Raw genomic sequence first — 23,570 nt, forward strand, 5'->3', positions numbered from 1 at the left:
ATAATAAACAAGAGAGACAAAGCCAATAACAGTCAGCAAATAATATATAAAAATATTTATGCGTAGATTACGGAACAAGCTTATACCCAAACCCACGAATATTCTCAAAATTTACACCAGGGAGAAGCTGTTTGAGTCTATTTATATAGACACGAATTGCACCATCACTACCCCCTTTATCTGCACTACTCCACAACTCATCATAAATAAGTTCTTTAGGAACAGGGGTATTCGCATGATCCATCAATAAAACAAGCAACTCATACTCTTTTTTTGAAAGCTCTAACGCTACACCATCATAAAGTACAGACTGATGCACATTATCATGACATAACAAGCCGACACATTCCGCCTGTTTGCGTTTCGTTCTTCTTAGTAATGCAGCTAAACGCAGTAAAAACTCGGTAGTATCAAAAGGTTTGGTAATGAAGTCATCAGCACCACTTAAAAAGCCGCGTTGCAGCATCTCTTTGTCACTATGTGATGTTAAAAAAATAGCAGGGGTTTCGTCATCTGCTTTACGCAAATCTCCCAAAAGAGAGACTCCATCAATAAGAGGAACATTTATATCAAGCAAGTAGAGATCAAACTTCTCTTTGTAGGTAGCATCAAGCGCATCTTGTCCATTTGGAGAGTGAAAGACTTCATACCCTTCATCTTCAAGTAAATCAACGATTGTCTCAGAAAAAAGAGCATCATCTTCTAAAAAAAGTATTTTAATCGACACTCTCTATAGCCCAGCCAATAGTTTCACCAGCATACATAGGGACGACACCCGAATAGTTTTGAGGGACAACAAAAGGTCGTTTCTCCAATGTCACTTCTTTAAATTCAGGACAAATACCATATATGTTTTGTGCATTATCACTTACAAATGCCTGTAGATTATCGAGCTTATCAAACTGCTCAAAGATTTCTGTTAAAAGCTGTAAAGATATAGGGGCAGTAAAGACACCAGCAGCACAACCACAAGACTCTTTTTTATGTTGTGGATGTGGTGCAGAGTCTGAACCAAACATCACTTTTGGATGTGCTTCAAGCGCTACACTTAAAAGTGCATCTAAATCTTCTGGTCTTTTTGCTATAGGTTTGCAAAAGTGGTGTGGCATCATCATTCCACCAATGACATCATCAAGCGTTAAAAGTAGATGATGCACAGTAATAGTTGCATAAAGATTTGGATATTTATCTAGCATCTCTACTGCTGCTTTTGTTGTAATGTGTTCCATAACAATTTTTAGATTAGGGAAGTTTTGTGCTAAAAGTTCATAAATACTCATAAACTCAGCTTCTCTATCCATCACAAAGCCATCAGTTTCACCATGAACACAAAGAGGAATTTCTAAATCACTCATTGCCTCTAAAGTAGTACGCATCTCTTCAATATTAAATGATTCAACGCCCCCCTCAGAGTTTGTTGTAATTCCAGCTGGATAGAGTTTTATAGCTGTAATTTCATCTACAACGCTCTCCAAAAATGCTTTATCATAGTTTTTATAAAAAAGCGTCATAAATGGTTCAAAATAGTCATTTGGTACAGCAGATATAATTCTCTCTTTATAAGATCTTACAGCGGCAAGAGTATCTACTGGAGGTACAAGATTTGGCATTATTAGTGCACCGCTATATGTAAACGCAGTCAGTGGTGCAATATTTTCTAGCATCACTCCATCACGAAGATGTAAGTGCATATCTAGTGGCATTAAAAGTGTATGACTTTTCATTAAAAATTCCTTATATGTTCTATAGTGCAATTATAGCGAATTGCCGCTAAATACCCCATAAATATAAATCAGCAAAAGAGATAAACATCCCAATTATTGCCAAGCTTTGAAAGAGATGACTGATTTTAACAAAAGGCTTACCATCTATGAAAACACCGAGTTGTACTGCAGAAACAATAAGAGAAGCAGCAATAAAAAAGATATAACTTACTATGAGAAAAATATACCAGGTTTCATGCATAAAACCATAAACTATAAGTGCAGCAATAGCCAAAGCTACTATAGAGTTTAAAACCCAAAAGTTTGCATTGGATTTTTCCTCTTTTTTATAAACACGCGCAATTTTAAAGTATAAAAAAGCTAAAAAGAGTGTCACATAAAAGACCATAGAACATTCCTAAAATTAAATTTTGGCAATTGTATCTATAATAATGTTAAGTTCTTATTATATTTTTATCATACATCAAACCTCTATATTATCAATAACCTTATTTTTAGGTGAAGAGATAGAGAGAATTACCTCTTTTTTAACAGCAGCAGGAAGTTTTCCCTCTGATACCAAATCTAAAATTTTATGTATTCTCTTCTCTTCAAACTCTTTCTCTCTCAGATCTCGTTCATGAATCAGTTGTGCTTCATGAAGCTCTTTTTTCAGCTCTCTATTTTTTTTACTATTCAAATAGAGTAAAATAAGAGCCACAATTAAGAAAAATACAACAGCTATGACAATATAAACAGTATATTGCATGCTCTCTTTTTTAGTACTTGCATCAAGTTGTGAAGTTTTTATTTTTGTAACAGAATCTGATTTAGCTATCTCTTGCTGCGTTTGAGCATTTACTTTTGCTATATGCACTTGGCTATTTGACTGAATTTTTGCTATTTCTATTTTTGCATCTGCCTCTATTTTGGAGAGTTCAAGCTTGTTTTTTCTATCTTCATTTTTATCTACAGACAGGTATGCCATAGAGTTTGGATTTACTTTTGTAGTATCTGCGCCCAAGAGAGAAACATGACGGTTTCCACTCTCTTCACCACAAGCACTAAACGCAGCTATAATAAATAAAAAACTCAATATATATAAAGACTTTACCAAAACCATTTCCTTCTTAAAGAGACTCTTTTGCCATCATTATAAGGCTATTTACCGCATCTTCATAGCGTTTTGCCTCTTGTTCGTCAGTTGATTCAAAACGAGTCACCAAAACAGGAGTAGTATTACTCGCACGAACAAGCCCCCACCCTTTTTCAAAATTAATACGCACACCATCTACATCAATCATATCTTTTATAACAGGAAAATCAGCAGGAGGATTTTGCAAAAGCTCTTTGACTCTATCGATAATCTTAAACTTCTGCGCCTCTGTAGTTTCAACTTTTATCTCTTCAGTTGAGAAAACCTGTGGCAGTTTTGCAAGTTCAGCGTCAAGGTCTATGCCCTCATAAATAAGCTCTAACATTCTAAATGTAGCATAAATGGCATCGTCATACCCAAAGTAACGGTTTTTGAAAAAGACATGTCCGCTTACTTCACATGCTAAATCAGCATCAATCTCTTTCATTTTCACTTTAAGATTTGAGTGTCCTGTTTTATACATCACAGCTCTTGCCCCTCGGCGTTCAAGCTCATCATACATCACTTGAGAACATTTCACCTCTCCAACAACAGTAGGCTTGTCCATATTCATACTATATAAAAGAGCCATCATATCGCCCTTTATATTGTTTTTATGTGTAAGAACTGCAATTCTATCAGCATCACCATCATACGCAAAGGCAATATCACCCTCTTTGTCTAGAAGAGCTTTAACATCTACAAGATTTTTCTCAACAGAAGGGTCTGGGTGATGGTTTGGAAATGTTCCATCAGGATCTACATAAATTCCTTTTGTATGGAGTTCTAATTTTTCAAAAATCTCAGGAAGGACAACGCCAGCAACACCATTACCACAGTCATAGACAATCTTTGTAGGCATTGCTTTTAAGTGTTGAAACTCATTTACAATAAAGTCAATATATCTACTGTTTGCATCTATTTCTGTCACATCACGCTCTACTGCGTTTGGCATATCCATAGCTTCACATTCAGACCCGAGCGCATAAATATCTTCGCCAAAAAATGGTGCTTTATCTACAGTGATTTTAAAACCATTGTACTCGCTAGGGTTATGTGAACCTGTGATCATAACAGAAGCCGATGGTGTAATGCCATCCCACTCTTGATAGTTTGTAAAGTAGTTTACAGGCGTAGGCACAAGTCCCATACCAAGCACTTTTTTACCACCTGCGTTTAAACCTGCAACTAAATATTCAAATAAAATAGGTGAATGTGAACGCGCATCATAACCAACAGATACATACTCTCCAGATATTTTAGAAGCTAAAGCATAGCCAATTTTCGTCACACTCTCTTCGTTTAACTCTTTTTCAAATATCCCGCGTATGTCGTACTCTCTGTAGATGCTCATATATCATTTCCTAAATTAAATTATAAAATAATACATTAAGCTCAATTAAAACAAGATTTAAAGTGTAAATATTTGCATAACTTTTCCTTTTTTCTAGGCGTAATATAGCTCATTTGAAAAGAATTTGTATAAAAAGTGTATAAATGTTGGATATTACAAATTATTCTGATATACTGCTGCTTAGTGAAAGAGATGAGGTGTGAATTCATCTTTAGTGTGCGATATGCTCTATAAGCGTTACGACCTCCTAAAGACTCTCCCGATATTTTGACACAATTTTATACAAAGGCTAGACAATGGCAGAATTAATGGACGGATCAGTTAAATGGTTCAATGATGAAAAAGGTTATGGTTTTATTCAACAAGATAATGGTGGGAAAGATGTATTCGTACATTTCCGTCAAGTAAATAATCCAAATGGTGGTAGAGTTTCTTTAGCAGAAGGTCAAAGAGTAACATTCGAAGTTGGTGAAGGTCAAAAAGGCCCACAAGCTGAAAATGTAACTCCACTTTAGTAGTTACTCCACACTTTTTATATAGGCATCTTGCCTATATAACTTTTTTTAAATTTCTAACTTTTCAAAACTTTCAAACACTCATTTGCAATTTCTAACTCTTCATCAGTTTCAATAACTAATGCTTTTATATTTTTAATAATTTTATTATCCATCACTCGTTCTCTTATATACTCAGAATGCTCCCCTATTCCACCACTAAAAACAATAGCATCAACATCTTCAAGTAAAATCATGTATGCACCAATGTACTTTTGAATGCGTCTGACCATAATGTCAATAGCAAGTTTTGATTTTTCATCCGCTGCGTTTAAGATAGTACGAACATCACTTTCACCACATAAACCAAAGAGACCTGATTTTTTATTCAGCATCGTATCTACTTCTTCATAACTATACTCAAGTTCTCGCTCTAAATAAGTCACTATGGCAGGGTCAATGTCTCCACTTCGCGTTCCCATAACAAGCCCCTCAAGTGGAGTAAATCCCATAGAGGTATCAATACTTTTTCCATTTTTAATAGCACAAACAGATGCCCCATTACCTAAATGTAGCGTGATTATATTTGTTTTTTGTGGCTCTTTAGCAAGCTTTTTTGCTGCAATTTTTAACAAATAAGAGTGAGAACTTCCATGAAATCCATAACGGCGTATCTGCTCTTTTTCATACAAATCATATGGCAAAGCGTAAAGGTATGCCTCCTTTTTTAAAGAAGCATGAAACGCAGTGTCAAAAACTGCTACTTGTGGAATATGAGCAAATGTCTCTTTTATCTCTTTTATTCCTGCTAAATTTGCTCCATTATGCAAAGGAGCTAAGGGAATAAGTGCTTCAATAGCCTCCATAACTACCTCATCAATTATCACAGGTTGCACAAACTGCTCGCCACCATGCACCACTCTATGCCCAATCACATCAACTTTAGAAAAATCCACATCAAGTTTTTCTATCTCTTGCGAAATAGTATCACCAGCTTTAAATTCCAACAGTTGCTCATGCAACACTTTAGCACTCGGCATCTCAAAAAGTTTAAATTTTAGTGTAGAACTTCCACTGTTTATGACTGCTACTCTCATCAATCTTCTCCTGCTTGAATTGCCGTAATAGCGATGGTATTTACAATATCTTCCACCAAACAACCACGGCTCAAATCATTTACAGGTTTTTTAAGCCCTTGTAAAACAGGTCCAATGGCAATAGCTCCACTTGAGCGTTGCACGGCTTTATAGGTATTGTTTCCCGTGTTTAAATCAGGAAATACAAAGACAGTCGCACGCCCAGCCACTTGAGAGTTTGGCAGTTTTATTTTTGCCACCTTCGCATCAATAGCTGCATCATACTGAATAGGTCCCTCTACTAAAATATCTGCATTTTTTTCTTTAACTATTTGTGTCGCTTCTCTTACTTTATCTACATCACTTCCATGTCCACTCTCCCCTGTCGAGTAAGAGAGCATTGCCACACGAGGAGTAATGCCAAACATCTTTGCACTCCGTGCTGAGGCGATGGCAATCTGTGCAAGCTCTTTAGCATCAGGGTCTTGAACAATGGCACAATCACCATATACAAGCACTTTTGTATCTAAACACATAAAAAATATACTAGAGACTATGTCATAATCTGGCTTTGTTTTTATGATTTGCAGTGCTGGTCGTATAGTGTCTGCTGTGGGGTGAATAGCACCACTTACCATAGCATCTGCATAGCCTAGTTGCACCATCATTGTTGCAAAATAGTTAAAATGTGTCATCGCATCTTGGGCTGCACTTTTACTCAAACCTTTTGAGCGTCTCAACTCATAAAAGCTCTCTACAAACTGCTCCATAAGTGGTGAAGTATGCGGGTTTATTATCACTGCGTTTGAGAGGTCAAGTCCTAAACGCAGGTAGTTGGCTTTTACCTCTTCTTCATCGCCTAGCAAAATAATATCTGCCACTTTTCTATGTAAAATAATTTCAGCAGCTCGTAAAATCCTCTCATCTTCAGCTTCTGGAAGCACTACTCTTTTAAGATTTGATGCAGCCATCTCAAAAAGTTTGTACTGAAACATTAGTGGTGTCATCACATCACTCTGCTCGCTCTTTATTCGCTGCTCTATTAAGTCAATATTGACACTCTCTCGAAAAAGTCCCATCGCCAAGGCAATTTTACGCGTAGAGTTAATTCTAATATGTCCATGAATATTCATCAGTTTTTTTGCCGTCTCATAAGTGTCGCCACTTACACTCAAAATAGGAATACCAAAACCACTGAGTCCATCTATAAGTTTTTGAATATTTGGGTGTGCCTGCATTGAAAAAGGAAATACTATTGCTGAAATATTTGCATAATTTTTTGAGTACAAAGAAGCAAAAAGTCCAAGTATAATTTCAGAACGGTCAGCAGGAACGACAATAAGGTCATCCTCCTCAATTTTAGCTAAAAAGTTATCAAGAGAGAGTGCCGCTATTTTTATGGAGCGAATGGTTCTTGTATGATCATGTTCGGTAATAAAAAGAGGTTTAGCATCAAGAGATTCCATCACATCTTGCACGGTACAAAGGCTTAACTCTTCAACTTCATTCAGGTAAAAAATTGCCTCTTTTACATCTTTTAGCCTACTCTTTAGTGCCTCTTGCATCTCAGCACTCGCCCTATTTACAAAGCTTGCGAAATGGCTACACCCCTGCGTTTGAATCTCTTTTTTATCTATAAGAATGTTTTCATAAACCTCTTTTGCACTTTTATCTTTTGCCAAAATAATATTTATATAAGATGCACCAAAATTTTGTGCAAGTTTGAGGTTTATATCAAAATGAATACTATTTAAAAATGAGAGGCGAATCCCCTCACAGAGTACAAAATCATACTCTTTTTCAAGTTTTTTAAACTTCTCTAAGAGTTCACTAATAAGTGCATCCTCTTTATTTGCAGCAAGCATACTCTCAACATACGCAACATCAACACCATAAGCATCCTCATATTTCATATCTAATTTATAATGCTCAAGCATAAAAAGTATGTCATTGTCTTGCATATTTTTACTAAAAATAACAGGACGAAAAAAAGCCACCCGCGGTAAGTTTTGCTTTAAAATTTCCATCATTCCCATTGATACGAAAAGAGAACCAGCATTAAACTCTTTTGCCGAGATATAGAGAGAATTTATTTTCATTAGTTTTGCCTTTAGACTTTGTGTATAATTCTATCAAAAAATTGATTTATGGATAGATACTTATGTCACCAAAAGAGTTAATGATAAGCCGATATGAGGCTTTTGTGAAAAAAGATTGGAACTACTTAGCAAAAACAGCAACAAACCAGAGCGTAGAAGAATTAGAGCTGATGCCAGAGTTAGAGTGGTTAAAACTTGATGTTCTAAACGCAGTGGGTTCACAAGTGGAGTTTAAGGCTTACTATCGTGATAAAGATGGTGTTGGTCTCTTACACGAAAAGAGTAATTTTGTCCAAGAAGATGGCGTTTGGAAATATAAAGATGGAGAACTCTACCCTACAAAGGTGCAACGCAATGAAAGTTGTCCCTGTGGAAGCGGAAAAAAATTTAAAAAGTGTTGCATAAAATAATGTGACTAGAACCAAAATAACATCGCTATAATCAGCGTATTTATTTAATTTTGAATCCTAAGTGCTTTTACAAAGACATAACTCGCTTTAGTAAACTCATTTTTTTCATAAAAAGTATGTGCTTCTTCTCTTTGCAAGCCACTAGAGAGTACAATATTTTCACACGCACCCACTTTAGCATAATCGCTTAAATACTCAAGCATCATCTTGCCATAACCCTGTGAGCGGTAGTGCGTATCTGTCACAAGTTCATGAATAAAAAGATGGCGTTTATGGTAAAGATTTGTACTAATAGTTACCCCTGCATAAGTGACAAGTTTTGATTTTTCAAAAATTCCAACCATTGTGTAATTACTTTCACGCATATCATACACCAAATCTTCAAACTCTTTGTACTCTATTTTTGTCCGCAACTGCGAAACCACTTCCCATGCCGTTTGTAACTCTTTTAAATCTAATTCTCTTATTTGCATATGCCATTTTACAATAAATTTGCTACAATAGTAGTATAATAATTTTTTATAGAGATGCAAAATTTAAAGCAAATAAATTTAAAAAGGAGCTGTTATGAAAAACACAATGACAATGACAGATAACCGAACGGGTAAAAGTTATGAGTTTGAAATAAAAGATGCAACAAGAGGACCAAGTGTAGTTGATATTGGCACTTTTTATGCACAGACTGGTATGTTTACTTATGATAATGGTTTTACTGCAACTGCAAGTTGTACATCAAGCATTACTTTTATAGATGGAGCAAAAGGTGAGCTTCGCTACCGCGGTATAAAAATAGAAGAGCTTGCTACTAAACGCAGCTACTTGGAGACCTGCTATCTTCTGCTAAATTCAAGGTTCCCAACTAAAAAAGAGCTGCTTGAATTTGACTTAGAGTTACGCCACCGCTCGCTTTTACATGAAAATCTCAAAAATCTTTTTGCCACTTTTCCAACAGGAGCGCATCCTATGGCGGCACTCTCTTCCGCGACTGCCGCACTTTCAAGCTTTTACTACGCACATCTTAATATTGCTGATGAGAGTGGGTATCAGGAGATGGCAAGGCGCATTATTGCTAAAATGCCTACAATCGCTGCGTTTGCATACAGACACTCCATTGGTGCACCTTTTATACAACCTGACATTGAACGAAGTTTTAGTGAAAATTTTCTCTATATGATGCGAGCCTATCCTGGTGGGAAAATGCATATTGGCATAGATGGCGAACAAAAAATCAAAGCAATAGAAATAAAAGCACTTGACACAATTTTTACACTCCATGCAGACCACGAACAGAATGCTTCAACTACCACAGTACGAGGAGTTGCTTCCACGGGTGCACACCCTTATGTTGCCATTAGTGCAGGAATTTCGGCACTTTGGGGACGAGCACATGGAGGGGCAAATGAATCTGTCATTAAACAGCTTGAGATGATAGGCTCAGTAGAGAGAGTCGATGAGTTTATAGCCCGTGCAAAAGATCCTGAAGATGACTTTAGACTAATGGGATTTGGGCATCGTGTTTACAAAAACTTTGATCCACGAGCAAAAATACTTAAAAGCTTACAAGATGAATTAAAAGATACCTTGCAACTAGATTCAAATCTTATGAAAATAGCAAATAAGATTGAAGAGATTGCCCTAAGCGATGAATACTTTATCAGCCGAAAACTCTATCCAAATATTGACTTTTATTCTGGAGTCATTCTCACTGCACTGCAAATTCCAAAGTCAATGTTTACCCCAATTTTTGTAATAGGAAGAACCGCTGGATGGATTACACAGTGGATAGAATTTAAAAAAGATAAAACGAGTAAAATTGCTCGTCCAAGACAGCTCTATTTAGGAAAGTAAACTTTTATTTAGCATATCTTAGATATAATCGCGAAAAATATTATGGTAGGCTACACAAAATGGTAACAGTACAAAATTTAACTATGCGTTATGGAAATAGAGTTCTATTTCAAGAGATAAACCTCAAACTTGACCGTCACAAAAGATATGGTCTTATCGGTGCGAATGGTGCGGGTAAAACAACTTTTTTAAAAATTCTCTCTGGTCAAATAAATGAATATGATGGAGAGATCATCATCCCTAAACAAAATAAAGTTGGTGTTTTAGGACAAAATCAATATGCTTTTGAAGATTACACTATTATGGATGCTGTTTTGTATGGAAACAAGCGTCTCTATGATGCCATCAAAGAGAAAGAAGAGATTTATATGACGGGTGATTTTGAAGATGATGCTGTCAATAACCGTCTTGCAGAACTTGAAACTATCTGTGTAGAAGAAGACCCTACTTATGAGTACGATGTAAACATCGCAAAAATTCTTGAAAATGTCGGGATTCCTGCTGAAGCACACAATGAACTTATGAGTACACTTGACTCGGCTGACAAGTTCAAAGTGCTTCTTGCACAAGTTCTTTACCCAAAACCAGATGTCTTATTTCTCGATGAGCCTACCAATAATCAAGATATAGAGACAATTACATGGCTAGAAAACGAGCTACAAAGACATGAGGGAACAATGGTCGTCATCTCACACGATAGACACTTTCTAAACTCTGTTGTTACAAATATCCTCGATGTAGATTACCAAAAAATCCGTGAGTTCACTGGAAATTATGATGACTGGTACATCGCTGCAAATGTTATGGCAAAACAGATGGAACTTGACAATGCTAAAAAACAAAAAGAGAAAGAGCAACTCGAAGCCTTTGTTCGCCGTTTTAGTGCAAATGCTTCAAAAGCAAAACAGGCAACTTCAAGACAAAAACAACTCGATAAGCTTCAAATAGATGAAATAAAACCATCTTCACGCCGTGACCCGTCCATCGTTTTTAAAGCAAAACGAGCTATGGGTGATGAAGCCTTAAATGTTGAGCATATCTGCCACTCTTATGGCGATAATGAAGTGCTAAAAGATGTAGATTTTAAGGTCAATCCAGGTGAGAAAATTGCTATTATTGGTGCGAATGGTGTTGGTAAATCAACACTCGTGAAAATACTAATGGAAGAGATAAAACCTAGCTGTGGTGGAAAAGTCACATGGGGAGCTACTATTGAAAACTCCTACTTTCCACAAGATACGGCAGACATAATTGAAGGAGATGGAACACTTTATGATTGGCTCCGTGCCTATGATCCTAAGCGTGAAATTGCTGAAATAAGAAACTGTCTGGGTCGTATGCTTTTTAATGGTGAGCAGCAAGAAAAATCAGTAGTAAGCATTTCAGGTGGAGAGAAACACCGAATGATGCTAAGTAAAATGATGCTTGAGGGCGGAAACTTTTTAGTGCTCGATGAGCCTACCAACCACCTTGACCTTGAAGCTATTGTCGCACTTGGTGAAGGACTCCGTGAATTTAGTGGAAATGTTATTTGTGTCTCTCATGACCGTGAGTTACTTGACGCTTTTGCTACTCGTATTATTGAGTTACATGAAGACCATACTTATATTGATTTTTCTGGCTCTTATGAAGAGTTTGCAGCAGACAGAGCAGCAGGAAAGATTTAATCATGAATGATTATAAAGAGTATCTTGGACTTGGAATTGCTGGAAATTTTGCTTTGCATTTAGCACAGGCTGGTGAGCTTGAAGAGTTTAAAGATGTCATTACAGAAGATGAAGCAGCGCCAAAAGGCATCTTTCCTTTTTACCTTCCTTGTAAAAAGCAAAACAATAGTGAGCGTCCTCGTGAAATGCTCTCTGTGTTTCCACTCTCTTGTGACACTTTAAAACTTCCAAACGCAGCAGACAATGTTCAAGCAGAACCAGAAGTAGCACTTGTATGTGAACTCACTTATGAAAAAGATAAGCTCGTTTTTATCGCACCACAATATTTTGGTGCATATAATGATGCTTCTATTCGCGTAGCTGGAGCACAAAAGATTAGCGATAAAAAGAACTGGGGTAAAAATACAAAAGGTTTAGCAAAAGAGCTGCTACCTCTTGATGTTTTTGAAGATGGCGGTATGATGGAGAGTTACTCCATTTGTAGTTACCTACGCCGTGATGACAAACTAGAAGCTTACGGTGAAAATGTAGCACTCAAAGGTTACAGCTACTTCCACCAAAAACTGCTTGATTGGATCATTAATCAAATTAATACCCAAGATAATTTTGGACCGCTCGAAGATGTTAAAGCATACATAAAAGCGTGTAATAATCCTAAAAATCTCATCATAAGTATTGGTGCGACAAGATACACTCCTTATGGAGAGAGTACCTTTTTACAACGAGGTGATGAGGTACTTGTTGTTGTTTATAATCACAATAGATATGAACTCCAAGAGATTGAAGATGCTCTACAAACAAAAGCGTATGAACAACCTGCCATGAGTGTGTTGGCACAAAAAGTTCTCTAAATGGCTAGAGGCAAAAAGCTTGATCTTTTTATTGGCGCAGATATAAAAGATGAGTGGGCAGAGGTTCAAACACCAAAAAAAGCCAAAGTATCTTCAAACATAGAAGAACCCTCCAAACATTTTTTAGTCTTTAAAAGAGAAAAACGAAGAGGCAAAGTTGTCACTCTTGTTGGGGAATTTCACCTCAAAAAAGAGGATGCAAACGCAGTGCTTAAACACATCAAAAAAAAGCTCGGTTGTGGTGGAAGCTATAAAGAGAACTGGATGGAATTTCAAGGAGAGATACAGGAAAAACTGCGTGATTTACTTCTAAAAGAGAATTTTCGTTTTAAAAAATAGATAAACCTTAGGCGCTTTTTTTCTCTTCTTTTTCTTTTACTTTTGTTGTGATGATGTACCTATCACGCCCACTCTCTTTGGCTCTATAAAGCATCTCATCTGCACGGGAAATAAGTAAATCTCCATCAAGATTATCATCAGCTTTACAGCATATAAGACCTATAGAAATAGTCAAATACTCATTCACTTTTGAGCCCCCATGCTTAATCTCTCTTGCACGAACGGCATCACATATGTCACGAGCAAGTCTGGCACTATGTGACTCATCTGTTTCACTCAGCAACACCCCAAACTCTTCCCCACCAAGTCTAAATACATAATCACTTGGTCGTCTCAGACTATCTTTTAAAACTTTAGCAACAGATTTTAGTGCGAAGTCTCCCTCAACATGCCCATAGGTATCATTATACTGTTTAAAAAAGTCAATATCAATCATCATAAAGGTAATGTAATTTTTATTACGTTTCGTGCGTTTCAACTCTTTTTCATAGATAAAATTAAAATATCGTCTATTGTGTAGTGTAGTTAAAGAATCTGTATAGGAAGCGCTTTCAAGTTTTTTGTTTGCAATTTTGAGCTTTTTAGAGGCGAGTTCAAGCTTTGTTTGATCATTTTGAATACTTCTAAATACATACAAAGATATTGAAAGAATAGCTAAAATAATGAATCCTAAAATTGCCCCAAGTTGAAAAACCATAGAATCATAAGTCGTTAAAAATGTCTTTCTCTCATAGTTTGCCACTTTTATTTCGTAACTAATAAGCTTTTGTAAAACCTGATGAATAACAGACAAGCGCCTCTCGAGTGTTACAACAGATATTTTATGAGATTTGAGTTTATCATCTTCGACTGCGTTTAATATCTTTTTGAAATAATTATTAATGGAAATAATTTCAGAATTAGCATAATTTACATAAAGTAATTCATCTTCAGTTTTAAAATGCGACATATAACTTTGCCAGTTTCTATTTACACTTCTTAAAGAGTTTTCAATATCTTCCTCTGCTTCATTTTTAGGAATGCCCCCTCTTGAGAGTCTATAAACTGTATTTCCAAGCCCATTATGATATGTTTCTAAAACATTGTTAAGTTCTGTGATGGGAATAAGTGAACCAAAATAGAGAGAATCAATATTTTTTTTCATAGCATTAATGTAGCTTGTTCCCATAATTCCAACAGAAAAAAGTCCACCGGCGATGAGCATAAATAGTATAAATAATTTACTTCTAAGTCTCAAAGCCTCTATAAATTGCATAATTATCCTTATTGCATTTTATAAAGCATAATTTATACCATATTTTATGATAAAATTCTTGAAACATTTTAAGTGAGAAACTATGCAAGCAAAAGCTATTAAAACAGAACAATATTTGACAAACGATAAGATAAAAAAGCACCTAGAAAAAGTAGAGTATATTATTATGGCAGCCCCTGCACCAGAGCATTTTAAAGAGACACCTATTCACTTTACTATTTTTTTAAATACAGATGAGCATCTTCCAAAAGATGTTCAAGAAGCTGTTTTAGAGAAATTTTTAGATGAAAATAGCATTTCAAAACCAGCAGAGTTGATGAGTCAGCTTATGCCTGTTGGATTTGCGCTTAGTAAAGAGCAAGACACCCCAATGCCTATGCTTTTAGTAAAGCCAGAAGATCAAAGAAGCATCCCATATGCTGTTATGCATGTTATGGACTTTTTAGCAGACTCTACTGCGTTTGATGAGGCAAAGAAGAAGAGCCTTACAGGTTGGAGTTACTCGTATGAGTAATAGACTTAAAAAGTCTAATATCCTCCATCTCTTTAACAATTTGCTCCGATAGGTTTTCATACCCCTCTTTTGTCACTAAAATATCATCTTCAATTCTAATCCCAATACCTCTATATTTTTTAGGAACACTTTTATCATCTGCATCAAGATAAATTCCTGGTTCTATTGTAAGAACCATTCCTGCTTTTAGTGGAATTTCTTTACCATCTTTATCTTTATATGGACACGCGTCATGCACATCTAAACCCATCCAGTGACCTATGCCGTGAGGATAATATTTTTTATGTGCTTTTGCATCTAAAAGCTCTTGAAAATTTCCATGTAAAATTCCTAACTCTAACATTCCCTGACAGAGTAGTTCTTCTGATTTAGCCTGTAATTTACTGCGCAAAACTTTTGGGCGTATCATTTTAATAATAGCCTTATTGACGCTTAAAACAAGTTCATAAAGCTCTGTTTGCGCATCACTAAACACTCCACTTACAGGAATTGTACGAGTAATATCACTTGCATAGTAGTTATATTCACACCCTGCGTCTATTAGGATAAGGCTGTTTTTTTCTAGGGCTTTATCATTAGAAATATAATGAAGAGTGTTAGCTCTATTACCACAAGCAACGATGGAAGTATAAGCATCGCTATATGCCCCGTTTTTCTTAAAAACATACTCTATTTCAGCTTGAAGTTGATACTCATAAGTAAGTTTACTACTCACTTGCATAGCACGATGATGTGCCTCTTTTGTGATGTTTATTGCCTCTTTTATAAGGTTAATCTCTGCTGCTGACTTCACCAAACGCAGCGCTCCAACGATGGAAGCAACATTATAAAAGCACTCTACACTTTTTAGCTCCGATTTTAGAGATGTTAATCGCGCTTGGCTCTCCTCAAAATCATAGTAAAAAGAGTCTATACCCGCACTAAACGCAGCGATCTTTTCTTGTAGTTGCGTAAATTCAAAAACATCATCAAAACTGAAAATCTCTTTTGCTTTTTCTACTCCAAGCCTCTTACCTGTCCATAACTCCATCTGAGGCTCTTTTTTTGCCACAAAAAAGTACTCTTTTATAGACTCTTTCGTTTTAACAATAAGTAAGGCTGCCTCATCTTCTTTAAAACCACTCAAATAGTAGAAGTTGCTATTTTGTCTATAAGGAAATTCCGTATCGTGAGAACGCGTTTTTTGTGTAGCACTTAAAAGCAGTGTCATAGAGTTGATTTGTAAACTCTTTGTCAGCCGTTTTCTGCGTTTAATATACTCTTTTTGGCTAATCATTGAGCAACCTTCACTATCCAAACAGAAGCATCACTCAATACCTCTTTTAATGCAATAGTAAGTGCTTTTACCCCACCTACTGCGTTTAAAGAACTTGCATCTACTTTTGAAGAAAAAGTTTTACTTGCTACTATTGTATGTTTTTTGCTATTTACAAGTGTAAAAGTTACAGAAACTACAGCATAAGATTTTTTATCATTCTCTTCAAAATATTGAGTAAAGTCATTTAATCTTGTCTCTAAAATAAAATCACTCTCTACTTTAGAACTAGGTAGTTGCACAAAAGCAAAAACCTTCGTTTGTGCCAACATTTGCATCACCTCTTTATGCACAAATTGTTGTGGTGACCCAGCCCACTCTGAGGAAGCATAAGCAAATTTTTTCATGCCATCTTCTACATAAAACATACTACGAGAGTGTAAATCTTTTGCTGCATAAACAGTGGCAACTTTTACTATTTTTTCTCTGTATTTACTGGTTTTACTCTGCGTCACAGAAACTTTTGGAGTTACAATGTACTCCTGTAAGGCTGGTTTAGGAGAACTACATGCTCCAAATAAGAGTGGCAATGCCGCTATTAGAAATTTACTTTTCACCAGGTCCCCTTTTTACTTTTGTCTTTTTAAATAAAATATCACTTGGACTGCGTTTATACTCACGAAGCAACTCATTAAACTCTATCATTGTCGATTGCATTTGTAGAAGGCTAGCATCGAGTGTTGGAACAAGATTTATAGAGACATCTTTAACATCTTTTTGAACATTAGAAAAAGAGAGTGCCATATTATTCATCGTTACTCCCATACTAGTATAAGTCTCTTGAATTGAAGAGAAGGAGTTACTCATTTTATCTTCCCAAGTAACACTATTGGTAATAAAACTATCCACTTTTGGAGTAAGTTGTGTCAACTGCGCACTAAAGAGTGCCAAATTATCAATGCTTTTTTGCAATTTATGTATTGTTTTTTCATTTAACAACATATCGACATGCTCTAAAACAGCCGCTGTATGTTTTAGCATTTTATGCACCTCATTACGATTTGACTCATCCAAAAATGTATTTGTTTTTTCAAGAGTCTCTGAGAGTTGTTCAGAGAGTCCTCCTAAAGATTTTTCAACATCTTTAAATAGAGATGGAACAGATTTAATTACAGGGTATTTCTCCCCTTTTTTAGGATGTAAAAGAGGCGCAGAGTTTGCACCCAAACTAAGATTTACATAGGTAAGTCCTGTTATTCCTTGCGCTGTTAATTTAGCAACGGTAGTCTCTTTAATAGGTGTTGTTTTTAAAATATCTACTGTTGCTTCAACCTGTTCTATATTTGATGGATTAATACGCAAATCTATAACTTTTCCTACACTAATACCTCTGTATTTAACAGGAGCATTGATATTTAATCCGGCAACTGATTCATTAAAATAGATAGTATACTTTTTCATCTCATCTTTTGATGATGGTTTTAAAAGCCAATAGCTAAAACCTAGAATCATCACAAAACCAACTAAAACCAAAAACCCTATTAATTTGTAATTTACCTTATTATTCATAGCTTCTCTCTAAAAAAAGTTTGTATAAATTCGCTTTTTACTGATGCAATATCATCTAAAGTACCCTCATAAGCAATTTGTTTGTTATCTATTATAGCAACTCTATCCAAAGTATCATATATGGAACGTAAATCATGCGTTACCATAACGACAGTAAGTCCAAGCATAGCACGCAGTTTTAAGATAAGTGCATCGAATTCTCTAGCAGAGATTGGATCAAGCCCACTTGTAGGCTCATCTAAAAACAGAAGTTTTGGATCCATCGCCAATGCACGCGCTAATCCTGCTTTTTTTCTCATTCCACCACTTATCTCTGAGGGGTACAGAAAAGCATCACTCTGTTTCAAACCTACAATACTTAACTTAAACGCAACGATTTCATCTATCATCTTTTTAGATAATCTTGTATATTCTCCTAAAGGGAGTGCAATATTTTCAGCAAGTGTAAGAGAAGAAAAAAGTGCTCCAAATTGAAAAAGCACACCCCATTGTCTGCGAAGATTTTGAGCATCCTCTCGTCGTATATCTGCTACATTTTTACCTAAAATTTCTATTTTCCCACTTGTAAGTTTTTGTAACATAACCATTTCACGAAGAAGTGTCGTTTTTCCACATCCACTAGGTCCTAAAAGCCCATAGATTTCACCCTCTTTAATTGTAAAATTAAGTCCATCGTGAATGATTCTATTACCAAACGCAGTCACTACATTTTCAACCTTTATCATCTGCATTTATATCCCCAAATTTGTAAAAGCTATGGAAAAAATTGCATCGCACACGATTACAGCAAAAATAGCTTCAACAACACTTTTAGTTGTATTAAAACCTATACTTTGTGTATCATCTTTTACAATTAAACCCCTATAAATACCAATAGTAGCAATTAAAAATGCAAAAAATGGTCCTTTGATAATACCTACGAAAAAATGTTTTGCGGCGACAACGCGAGAAAGTCGGTCAATAAAGAGTTCTGGAGAGATTGACAAATCTACATTTGAAACTATCATACCACCTAAAATCGCCATAATATCAGCCACAAAAATCAGAATTGGCATCGCTATTATCAAAGCGATGATACGAGGCAGTACCAAAAATGCAAAAGGTTCAAAGCCCATAGTCTTCATAGCATCAAGTTCTTGCGTAATTTTCATAGAACCAATTTGCGCAGTAAAAGCAGAGCCACTCCGTCCTGCAATAACAATGGCAGTTATTACAGGGGCTAATTCTCTAAAAATAGAGATACCAAGCATATCTACAATATAAATATTTGCTCCATAAATTTTTAACTGATAAGCAGATTGATAGGCTATAACAAGCCCTATAAGAAAACTTGTAAGGGCTACAATCGGCAAAGCTTTTATGGCACTTTCATTTATTTCAAAAGCAATCTCTTTATATCTTATATTTTTTAATGAGGTTAAATAACGCAAATTAGATGCAAAGAGTTGTCCAAAAAACTCTATAAATGCACTGAAGCCATCATAATAATCATAAAAAATCTTTCCTATCTTTTGTAAAAAAGAGAGTTTTTGTGGTTTTACATTTTCATTATAATGCAACATATTTTCTTGAACTAATTCTAAAGTGCTAAGAAGCTTTTCATCATAACACTCTAAAGTGACCTTTTTAGAAGAGAACTCTTTTTGAAGATTATAAATAAAAATAGCAGCCGTAGTATCAAGTTCATCTAAATTTGTAAGGTCTATAGTAATATTTTTTATAGCAGTTGTTTGTATGCCAGCAAGTTTTCTTTCATACTTTGTTACTTCATAGAGACTCATCTTCCCCTCAAATTTAAGAAGAAGATTTTCATCAATACTCTCTATGCTAAAAACTTTTTTCATAAATCTACTTAAAAAGTTCTCTCTAAAAGTTTGTTTACTTTAAGAATAGTAATAATTTTATCAGCCTGTTTTCCAACACCGTCAATAATAGTGTCTTCACCACTTACAGTATCAGGTGCCGGTCCAATATTTTCTTTTTTAATTCTAATCGCCATTGTAAGTCTGTCAATAACAAAACCTGCAACATCATTACCATGACGCATTACGATAAAACGAGTATCTTCTCCCTGTTTTTTTGGTGTAAGACCAAACTTTGTACGCAAATCAAGAAGAGGAATAACCGCACCACGAAGGTTAAAAACACCTAAAACATAGTTAGGAACTTGTGGTACTCTCGTCCATGCAAATGGTTTAATAATCTCTTGAATAGCTAAGATAGGCACTGCATACTCTTCATCACCTATCATAAAACCAACAAGTTGTACGACATCATCAAGTTGTTCAACTACACTATCTTTTTGTTCACTTTGTTTGTCAATAATCTGTTTTAATTTATCACTCATTATAAAAACTCCGCTTTAAAATTCACATTTCTCTGTACTACACTCGCCAAATAGTCTGCTGAATACGGTTTAGTAATATACTCTACCATTCCAGACTCTACCCCACGCATTCTGTCAGACTTACTTGTTCTTGATGTCACCGCAATTAGAGGTAAATTTTTATATCTATTATATTTTTTTATCTCTGTTGCTAAAGTATAGCCATCCATTCTAGGCATCTCAATATCTACAAGCATTGCATCAAAATTATAGTCACCTGATTTTAAAATATTTAAGGCTTCTTGACCATCAGCAGCTTCTACTAATGTTAACCCCATTGGCTCAAGTGCTTTACGCATAATGGTTCTATCTGTTTTAGAATCATCAACTATCATCACCGTGTAATCACTCGGTTTTGTTTTCTCTTTTACTCCTGAAGCACCCTCGTCTGGAGTACTTAATGCAGTACTTTTTACATCTTTTGCCATACTCATCAAGGCAACAACATCAACAATAAGTGTAACACCACCATCACCACGGATTGTAGCACCAGCAATACCTTCTATGCCTTTGAGATAATCACCAAGAGATTTAATAACAATCTCCTCTTGTCCAACAAGCGTATCTACGATCAGTCCAAGTTTACTAGTACCCAAACCTAAAACAACAACATAAGCATGCTCACTAGCATCCAAGATTCGTTCAACTTCAAATATATCACCAATGTGCACCAAAGAGAGAACATCATCACGAAGTCTCATAACGCTTTTACCCTCTACTGTATATATTTCATCTTTAGAAATTCGTACAGTCTCAAGTACAGAAGCTAAAGGAATAGCATAATGTTCCTCTTGCACACCAACTAAAAGTGCTTGAATAATAGCAAGCGTAAGAGGAATTTTTAACTTAATTGTTGTTCCAACACCCACCTCACTATCAATATCTATCATTCCATTGAGTTTTTCAATGTTTGTTTTTACAACATCCATTCCAACGCCACGACCAGAGACACTCGTCACCGCAGCTGCTGTTGAAAACCCTGGTCTAAAAATAAGCGTATAAGCCTCTTTATCGCTCATAGTCTCTAGTTCTTTTTCGCTAATAAGACCTTTTTCAAAGGATTTCTCTTTAAGCATTTGAGGATCAAGCCCTTTACCATCATCATCAATTTGTATGACGATTTGATTTCCTTCATTATAGGCTTTTAGACTAATTGTGCCCTCTTCTGGCTTGCCTTTTGCAACTCTTTCCTCAGGAGTTTCAATTCCATGGTCACATGAATTTCGAATAATATGCACAAGTGGATCACCTATCTCTTCAACAATAGATTTATCAAGTTCAGTCTCTTCACCAGCCAAAACAAGCTCTATTTTTTTGTTCAGTTCACGAGATAAATCACGAATCATTCTTGGAAATTTATTGAATACTTTTCCAATTGGAAGCATACGCGTTTTCATAACAGCGATTTGAAGGTCTGTGGTTACAAGTGAAACAATAGAAACTACCTGCGCCAACTCTTCTAAAAACTCTTCACCCTCATAACGCTCTTCCACATCTTCATTGATTTTCATAAGTCTATTTTTAGCAAGAACAAGCTCACCAATAAGGTTCATAAGATGGTCAAGTCTCTTCACATCTACACGAATTGTCTGCTCAACTGCCGCAGGAGTGCGTTTTGTAGGTGCCGCTGCTTTAGCACTCTCTTTGTTAGTAGATTTCTGCTCTTTTTTTACAGGAGCTGGAGCTTTTTTAGCCGCTGGCTTTTCCTCTTTTTTCTCTGCTTCTGACTTATCTTCTATTTGTTCCTCTTCTACTTCTGGCACTGTTGGAACATCTTCACCTGCTGCGATTTTAGCTTCTCTTTTTGCTTTATCTTCAGCTTGTCGCTGTGCTAAAAGTCTCTCTATTTCTGCTTCAATTTCATCAGGATCCATATTATCATAGTCTAGTTCTTCTTCCTCAGCAGGTGTCTCTTCAACAACATCTTCTACTTCTGGCTCTACAGCAGCAGAGGGAGCTTCTCCATTACTTATTTTATCAAGTCTTGCCACACACGCTGATACATCAATGCCTTCATCTGCACTCGTATCACGAATTGTCTCTAAAAGTGCTTTCATAAGATCAATTGATTCCAAAATCACATCCATAATGTCAGGAGTGATTATAAGGTCACCATGTCTTGCTTTGTTAAGAACATCTTCCATATGATGTGTAAGATGTGTTAATACATCAAAATTTAAAAATGATGAAGCACCTTTTACAGTATGTGCTACACGAAAAATTCCGTTAAGCAGTTCCAAATCTTCAGGATTTGATTCTAACTCCACTAAATCTTCATCTAACTTCTCTACAAGTTCAAATGATTCAACTAAAAAATCTTGTAATATTTCTTGAAATTCATCCATATTTATACTCCTATTTTTTCATATGTGCATTCACTACACGAGATACTTCATCATAAAATGAACTTGCCTGAAACTTAACCAAGTAAGCCTCACCTCCAGCTTCTTCACCTCTTCCTTCACTAAAGTGATCACTAATTGAAGAGTTAAAGACTATTGGGATAGTAGAGAACTTCTCATTCTCTTTAACTTTTGCAGCAAAATGAAAGCCATCCATTTTTGGCATTTCAACATCTGAAATAATAATTTTAAGTTTATTTGAGAGTTCATCTCCATAAGTCTCATACAAATCATCTAGTTTAGAGAGTCCCTCTTCACCATCCATCGCTTCAATAACATGAAATCCCATTTTTTGCAAGGCATCTTTTACAATTTTTCTAGCTGTTGTACTGTCATCAAGAACCATAGCTAAACCAGAAAAAGTCTCTATTTTATCTGGTTCAACATCTGTTTCAGGTTCATACAAACCTAGCTCTTGAACAACACTCTCAAGATCAAGAATAAGCAGTACATTGTCACCTTCTATTTTTGTAACTCCTGTAATTTTGCTACTATCCATACCTGCAGAACTATTCATAAAAGAGGCTGGTTCTATATCTCCCCAGCTAATTCTTCTAATTCTTTTTGCCTCATGCACTACAAAGCCAATAAGGACATTGTTAAACTCCGTAATAATAACACGGGAGCTCTCTTTTACATTTTCTGGTTCAACAACACCCATCCATTTTGCAAGATTTACAACAGGAATTACAACTTCACGAAGGTCGAAAATCCCCTCTATAAAATCTGGTGTTCCTGGAAGTTCTGTCAAACTAGGAATTTTAATAATCTCTCTAACTTTAGAGACATTCACCCCGTATATACCTTCGTACACAGAATCTTCTTCTTGTTTAAATATACGAAAATCGACCAATTCCATCTCATTTGAGCCGACTTTTAATGATTTATCATCCATAACTATTTTCCCTTTGAAAATTTCTGTTCTAGTAAAACAGTATTGCTATTTGAGTATTTTATAATAAAATATCTTTGATTGCACGCAAAAGCTGCTAAATTTATATATTTAAAGCCATCAACTGAAAAAGAGACATTTTGATGAAAATGCCCTTCAATAAAAAAGTCACACATAAACCTGCCGCTAAGACGCTTTGTTATAAATTCATGAAAACCGCTAAATTTGTTGCAGTCATCTTTTTTTCCCAAATGCTCTTCTACATTTTTTAAAATTGCATGATTAGATACTATATCAATATATTTGAGAATAAAAAGTATA

24 protein-coding genes and 1 pseudogene are annotated in these 23,570 nt (G+C 35.6%); 7 read left to right on the forward strand and 18 right to left on the reverse strand.

Annotated elements, in window-relative coordinates; all coding sequences use genetic code 11:
* Positions 1 to 67: 67 nt before the first annotated feature.
* The 5 genes from MVY38_RS07195 to MVY38_RS07215 all read right to left on the reverse strand — a co-directional run bounded on the left by MVY38_RS07195 (position 68) and on the right by MVY38_RS07215 (position 4,192).
* Positions 68 to 727 (reverse strand): response regulator transcription factor, encoded by a 660-nt coding sequence (locus MVY38_RS07195; RefSeq protein WP_297484755.1) that lies wholly within the window; start codon positions 725 to 727, stop codon positions 68 to 70.
* Entirely contained in the window at positions 717 to 1,724 is a 1,008-nt protein-coding gene (gene pyrC / locus MVY38_RS07200) for a dihydroorotase (RefSeq protein ID WP_297484757.1), read from the reverse strand. The genes MVY38_RS07195 and pyrC overlap by 11 nt, the downstream gene beginning before the upstream one ends.
* Before the next feature lie 46 nt (positions 1,725 to 1,770).
* Positions 1,771 to 2,112: a hypothetical protein gene (locus MVY38_RS07205; RefSeq protein ID WP_297484759.1), complete on the reverse strand. Its 342-nt coding sequence runs from the start codon at positions 2,110 to 2,112 to the stop codon at positions 1,771 to 1,773.
* 75 nt (positions 2,113 to 2,187) lie between these two features.
* Positions 2,188 to 2,799, reverse strand: coding sequence for a hypothetical protein (locus tag MVY38_RS07210; protein ID WP_297484761.1), 612 nt, complete (start codon positions 2,797 to 2,799; stop codon positions 2,188 to 2,190).
* A gap of 34 nt (positions 2,800 to 2,833) precedes the next feature.
* A complete protein-coding gene (locus MVY38_RS07215) occupies positions 2,834 to 4,192 on the reverse strand; it encodes a phosphomannomutase/phosphoglucomutase (protein ID WP_297484763.1) in 1,359 nt (452 codons plus the stop codon).
* A gap of 296 nt (positions 4,193 to 4,488) precedes the next feature.
* On the opposite strand from MVY38_RS07215, the gene MVY38_RS07220 reads away from it, so the two are divergent.
* Positions 4,489 to 4,707, forward strand: a complete 219-nt coding sequence (locus tag MVY38_RS07220) for a cold-shock protein (protein WP_297434525.1) — start codon at positions 4,489 to 4,491, stop codon at positions 4,705 to 4,707.
* Between the two features lie 56 nt (positions 4,708 to 4,763).
* On the opposite strand, the gene MVY38_RS07225 is transcribed toward MVY38_RS07220, so the two are convergent.
* Both MVY38_RS07225 and pta read right to left on the reverse strand, forming a co-directional pair.
* Positions 4,764 to 5,783 carry an acetate/propionate family kinase gene (locus tag MVY38_RS07225; protein WP_297484765.1) on the reverse strand — a complete coding sequence of 340 codons (1,020 nt, stop codon included), beginning with the start codon at positions 5,781 to 5,783 and terminating at the stop codon, positions 4,764 to 4,766.
* Positions 5,783 to 7,861 carry a phosphate acetyltransferase gene (gene pta / locus MVY38_RS07230; protein WP_297484767.1) on the reverse strand — a complete coding sequence of 693 codons (2,079 nt, stop codon included), beginning with the start codon at positions 7,859 to 7,861 and terminating at the stop codon, positions 5,783 to 5,785. The genes MVY38_RS07225 and pta overlap by 1 nt, the downstream gene beginning before the upstream one ends.
* Positions 7,862 to 7,923: 62 nt before the next feature.
* Between pta and MVY38_RS07235 the strand changes: the two genes are divergently transcribed.
* Complete coding sequence (locus MVY38_RS07235; RefSeq protein ID WP_297484769.1) at positions 7,924 to 8,271, forward strand: YchJ family metal-binding protein; 348 nt, start codon at positions 7,924 to 7,926, stop codon at positions 8,269 to 8,271.
* A 44-nt stretch (positions 8,272 to 8,315) separates the two neighbouring features.
* On the opposite strand, the gene MVY38_RS07240 is transcribed toward MVY38_RS07235, so the two are convergent.
* Positions 8,316 to 8,744, reverse strand: coding sequence for a GNAT family N-acetyltransferase (locus tag MVY38_RS07240; protein ID WP_297484771.1), 429 nt, complete (start codon positions 8,742 to 8,744; stop codon positions 8,316 to 8,318).
* Positions 8,745 to 8,838: 94 nt separating this feature from the next.
* On the opposite strand from MVY38_RS07240, the gene MVY38_RS07245 reads away from it, so the two are divergent.
* Genes MVY38_RS07245 through MVY38_RS07260 form a run of 4 tightly spaced genes read left to right on the forward strand, consistent with a single transcriptional unit; the run spans position 8,839 to position 12,976 of the window.
* Positions 8,839 to 10,119, forward strand: coding sequence for a citrate synthase (locus tag MVY38_RS07245; protein WP_297484774.1), 1,281 nt, complete (start codon positions 8,839 to 8,841; stop codon positions 10,117 to 10,119).
* A gap of 59 nt (positions 10,120 to 10,178) precedes the next feature.
* Positions 10,179 to 11,786 (forward strand): ABC-F family ATP-binding cassette domain-containing protein, encoded by a 1,608-nt coding sequence (locus MVY38_RS07250; RefSeq protein WP_297484776.1) that lies wholly within the window; start codon positions 10,179 to 10,181, stop codon positions 11,784 to 11,786.
* 2 nt (positions 11,787 to 11,788) lie between these two features.
* A complete protein-coding gene (locus MVY38_RS07255; RefSeq protein ID WP_297484778.1) occupies positions 11,789 to 12,637 on the forward strand; it encodes a DUF5718 family protein in 849 nt (282 codons plus the stop codon).
* On the forward strand, positions 12,638 to 12,976 hold the full coding sequence (locus MVY38_RS07260; RefSeq protein WP_297484779.1) for a translation initiation factor: 339 nt from the start codon (positions 12,638 to 12,640) through the stop codon (positions 12,974 to 12,976).
* A 7-nt stretch (positions 12,977 to 12,983) separates the two neighbouring features.
* Here MVY38_RS07260 and MVY38_RS07265 read toward each other — a convergent pair whose 3' ends face one another.
* A complete protein-coding gene (locus tag MVY38_RS07265; RefSeq protein ID WP_297484781.1) occupies positions 12,984 to 14,231 on the reverse strand; it encodes a diguanylate cyclase in 1,248 nt (415 codons plus the stop codon).
* Between the two features lie 82 nt (positions 14,232 to 14,313).
* Here MVY38_RS07265 and MVY38_RS07270 point away from each other — a divergent pair, with 82 nt between their 5' ends.
* A complete protein-coding gene (locus tag MVY38_RS07270) occupies positions 14,314 to 14,745 on the forward strand; it encodes a hypothetical protein (protein ID WP_297484783.1) in 432 nt (143 codons plus the stop codon).
* Here MVY38_RS07270 and MVY38_RS07275 read toward each other — a convergent pair.
* From MVY38_RS07275 to MVY38_RS07315, 9 genes and pseudogenes are all read right to left on the reverse strand, one after another.
* Positions 14,717 to 16,021: an aminopeptidase P N-terminal domain-containing protein gene (locus MVY38_RS07275; RefSeq protein ID WP_297484785.1), complete on the reverse strand. Its 1,305-nt coding sequence runs from the start codon at positions 16,019 to 16,021 to the stop codon at positions 14,717 to 14,719. The genes MVY38_RS07270 and MVY38_RS07275 overlap by 29 nt on opposite strands.
* Positions 16,018 to 16,617 (reverse strand): ABC-type transport auxiliary lipoprotein family protein, encoded by a 600-nt coding sequence (locus MVY38_RS07280; protein ID WP_297484787.1) that lies wholly within the window; start codon positions 16,615 to 16,617, stop codon positions 16,018 to 16,020. Before MVY38_RS07280 ends, MVY38_RS07275 begins: the two co-directional genes overlap by 4 nt.
* Positions 16,607 to 17,569 (reverse strand): MlaD family protein, encoded by a 963-nt coding sequence (locus MVY38_RS07285; protein ID WP_297484789.1) that lies wholly within the window; start codon positions 17,567 to 17,569, stop codon positions 16,607 to 16,609. The genes MVY38_RS07280 and MVY38_RS07285 overlap by 11 nt, the downstream gene beginning before the upstream one ends.
* On the reverse strand, positions 17,566 to 18,300 hold the full coding sequence (locus MVY38_RS07290; RefSeq protein WP_297484791.1) for an ATP-binding cassette domain-containing protein: 735 nt from the start codon (positions 18,298 to 18,300) through the stop codon (positions 17,566 to 17,568). The genes MVY38_RS07285 and MVY38_RS07290 overlap by 4 nt, the downstream gene beginning before the upstream one ends.
* A complete protein-coding gene (locus MVY38_RS07295) occupies positions 18,301 to 19,413 on the reverse strand; it encodes an ABC transporter permease (protein ID WP_297484793.1) in 1,113 nt (370 codons plus the stop codon).
* 8 nt (positions 19,414 to 19,421) lie between these two features.
* Positions 19,422 to 19,916 (reverse strand): chemotaxis protein CheW, encoded by a 495-nt coding sequence (locus MVY38_RS07300; RefSeq protein ID WP_297484795.1) that lies wholly within the window; start codon positions 19,914 to 19,916, stop codon positions 19,422 to 19,424.
* A complete protein-coding gene (locus MVY38_RS07305) occupies positions 19,916 to 22,300 on the reverse strand; it encodes a chemotaxis protein CheW (protein ID WP_297484796.1) in 2,385 nt (794 codons plus the stop codon). The genes MVY38_RS07300 and MVY38_RS07305 overlap by 1 nt, the downstream gene beginning before the upstream one ends.
* A gap of 10 nt (positions 22,301 to 22,310) precedes the next feature.
* Entirely contained in the window at positions 22,311 to 23,252 is a 942-nt protein-coding gene (locus MVY38_RS07310) for a chemotaxis protein (protein ID WP_297484798.1), read from the reverse strand.
* Positions 23,253 to 23,254: 2 nt separating this feature from the next.
* A pseudogene (locus MVY38_RS07315) lies at positions 23,255 to 23,570 on the reverse strand (UDP-2,3-diacylglucosamine hydrolase); the annotation flags it as partial.

It is taken from the genome of Sulfurimonas sp., from assembly GCF_027056685.1.
In the GTDB taxonomy this organism is placed as follows: domain Bacteria; phylum Campylobacterota; class Campylobacteria; order Campylobacterales; family Sulfurimonadaceae; genus Sulfurimonas.

Bases quoted from the DNA above. Each gene is read 5' to 3' on its own strand.
- pyrC (WP_297484757.1), bottom strand. From the start codon at position 1,724: ATGAAAAGTCATACACTTTTAATGCCACTAGATATGCACTTACATCTT.
- MVY38_RS07205 (WP_297484759.1), bottom strand. From the start codon at position 2,112: ATGGTCTTTTATGTGACACTCTTTTTAGCTTTTTTATACTTTAAAATT.
- MVY38_RS07215 (WP_297484763.1), bottom strand. From the start codon at position 4,192: ATGAGCATCTACAGAGAGTACGACATACGCGGGATATTTGAAAAAGAG.
- MVY38_RS07220 (WP_297434525.1), top strand. From the start codon at position 4,489: ATGGCAGAATTAATGGACGGATCAGTTAAATGGTTCAATGATGAAAAA.
- MVY38_RS07225 (WP_297484765.1), bottom strand. From the start codon at position 5,783: ATGAGAGTAGCAGTCATAAACAGTGGAAGTTCTACACTAAAATTTAAA.
- pta (WP_297484767.1), bottom strand. From the start codon at position 7,861: ATGAAAATAAATTCTCTCTATATCTCGGCAAAAGAGTTTAATGCTGGT.
- MVY38_RS07235 (WP_297484769.1), top strand. From the start codon at position 7,924: ATGTCACCAAAAGAGTTAATGATAAGCCGATATGAGGCTTTTGTGAAA.
- MVY38_RS07240 (WP_297484771.1), bottom strand. From the start codon at position 8,744: ATGCAAATAAGAGAATTAGATTTAAAAGAGTTACAAACGGCATGGGAA.
- MVY38_RS07245 (WP_297484774.1), top strand. From the start codon at position 8,839: ATGAAAAACACAATGACAATGACAGATAACCGAACGGGTAAAAGTTAT.
- MVY38_RS07250 (WP_297484776.1), top strand. From the start codon at position 10,179: ATGGTAACAGTACAAAATTTAACTATGCGTTATGGAAATAGAGTTCTA.
- MVY38_RS07255 (WP_297484778.1), top strand. From the start codon at position 11,789: ATGAATGATTATAAAGAGTATCTTGGACTTGGAATTGCTGGAAATTTT.
- MVY38_RS07260 (WP_297484779.1), top strand. From the start codon at position 12,638: ATGGCTAGAGGCAAAAAGCTTGATCTTTTTATTGGCGCAGATATAAAA.
- MVY38_RS07265 (WP_297484781.1), bottom strand. From the start codon at position 14,231: ATGCAATTTATAGAGGCTTTGAGACTTAGAAGTAAATTATTTATACTA.
- MVY38_RS07270 (WP_297484783.1), top strand. From the start codon at position 14,314: ATGCAAGCAAAAGCTATTAAAACAGAACAATATTTGACAAACGATAAG.
- MVY38_RS07275 (WP_297484785.1), bottom strand. From the start codon at position 16,021: ATGATTAGCCAAAAAGAGTATATTAAACGCAGAAAACGGCTGACAAAG.
- MVY38_RS07285 (WP_297484789.1), bottom strand. From the start codon at position 17,569: ATGAATAATAAGGTAAATTACAAATTAATAGGGTTTTTGGTTTTAGTT.
- MVY38_RS07290 (WP_297484791.1), bottom strand. From the start codon at position 18,300: ATGCAGATGATAAAGGTTGAAAATGTAGTGACTGCGTTTGGTAATAGA.
- MVY38_RS07295 (WP_297484793.1), bottom strand. From the start codon at position 19,413: ATGAAAAAAGTTTTTAGCATAGAGAGTATTGATGAAAATCTTCTTCTT.
- MVY38_RS07300 (WP_297484795.1), bottom strand. From the start codon at position 19,916: ATGAGTGATAAATTAAAACAGATTATTGACAAACAAAGTGAACAAAAA.
- MVY38_RS07305 (WP_297484796.1), bottom strand. From the start codon at position 22,300: ATGGATGAATTTCAAGAAATATTACAAGATTTTTTAGTTGAATCATTT.
- MVY38_RS07310 (WP_297484798.1), bottom strand. From the start codon at position 23,252: ATGGATGATAAATCATTAAAAGTCGGCTCAAATGAGATGGAATTGGTC.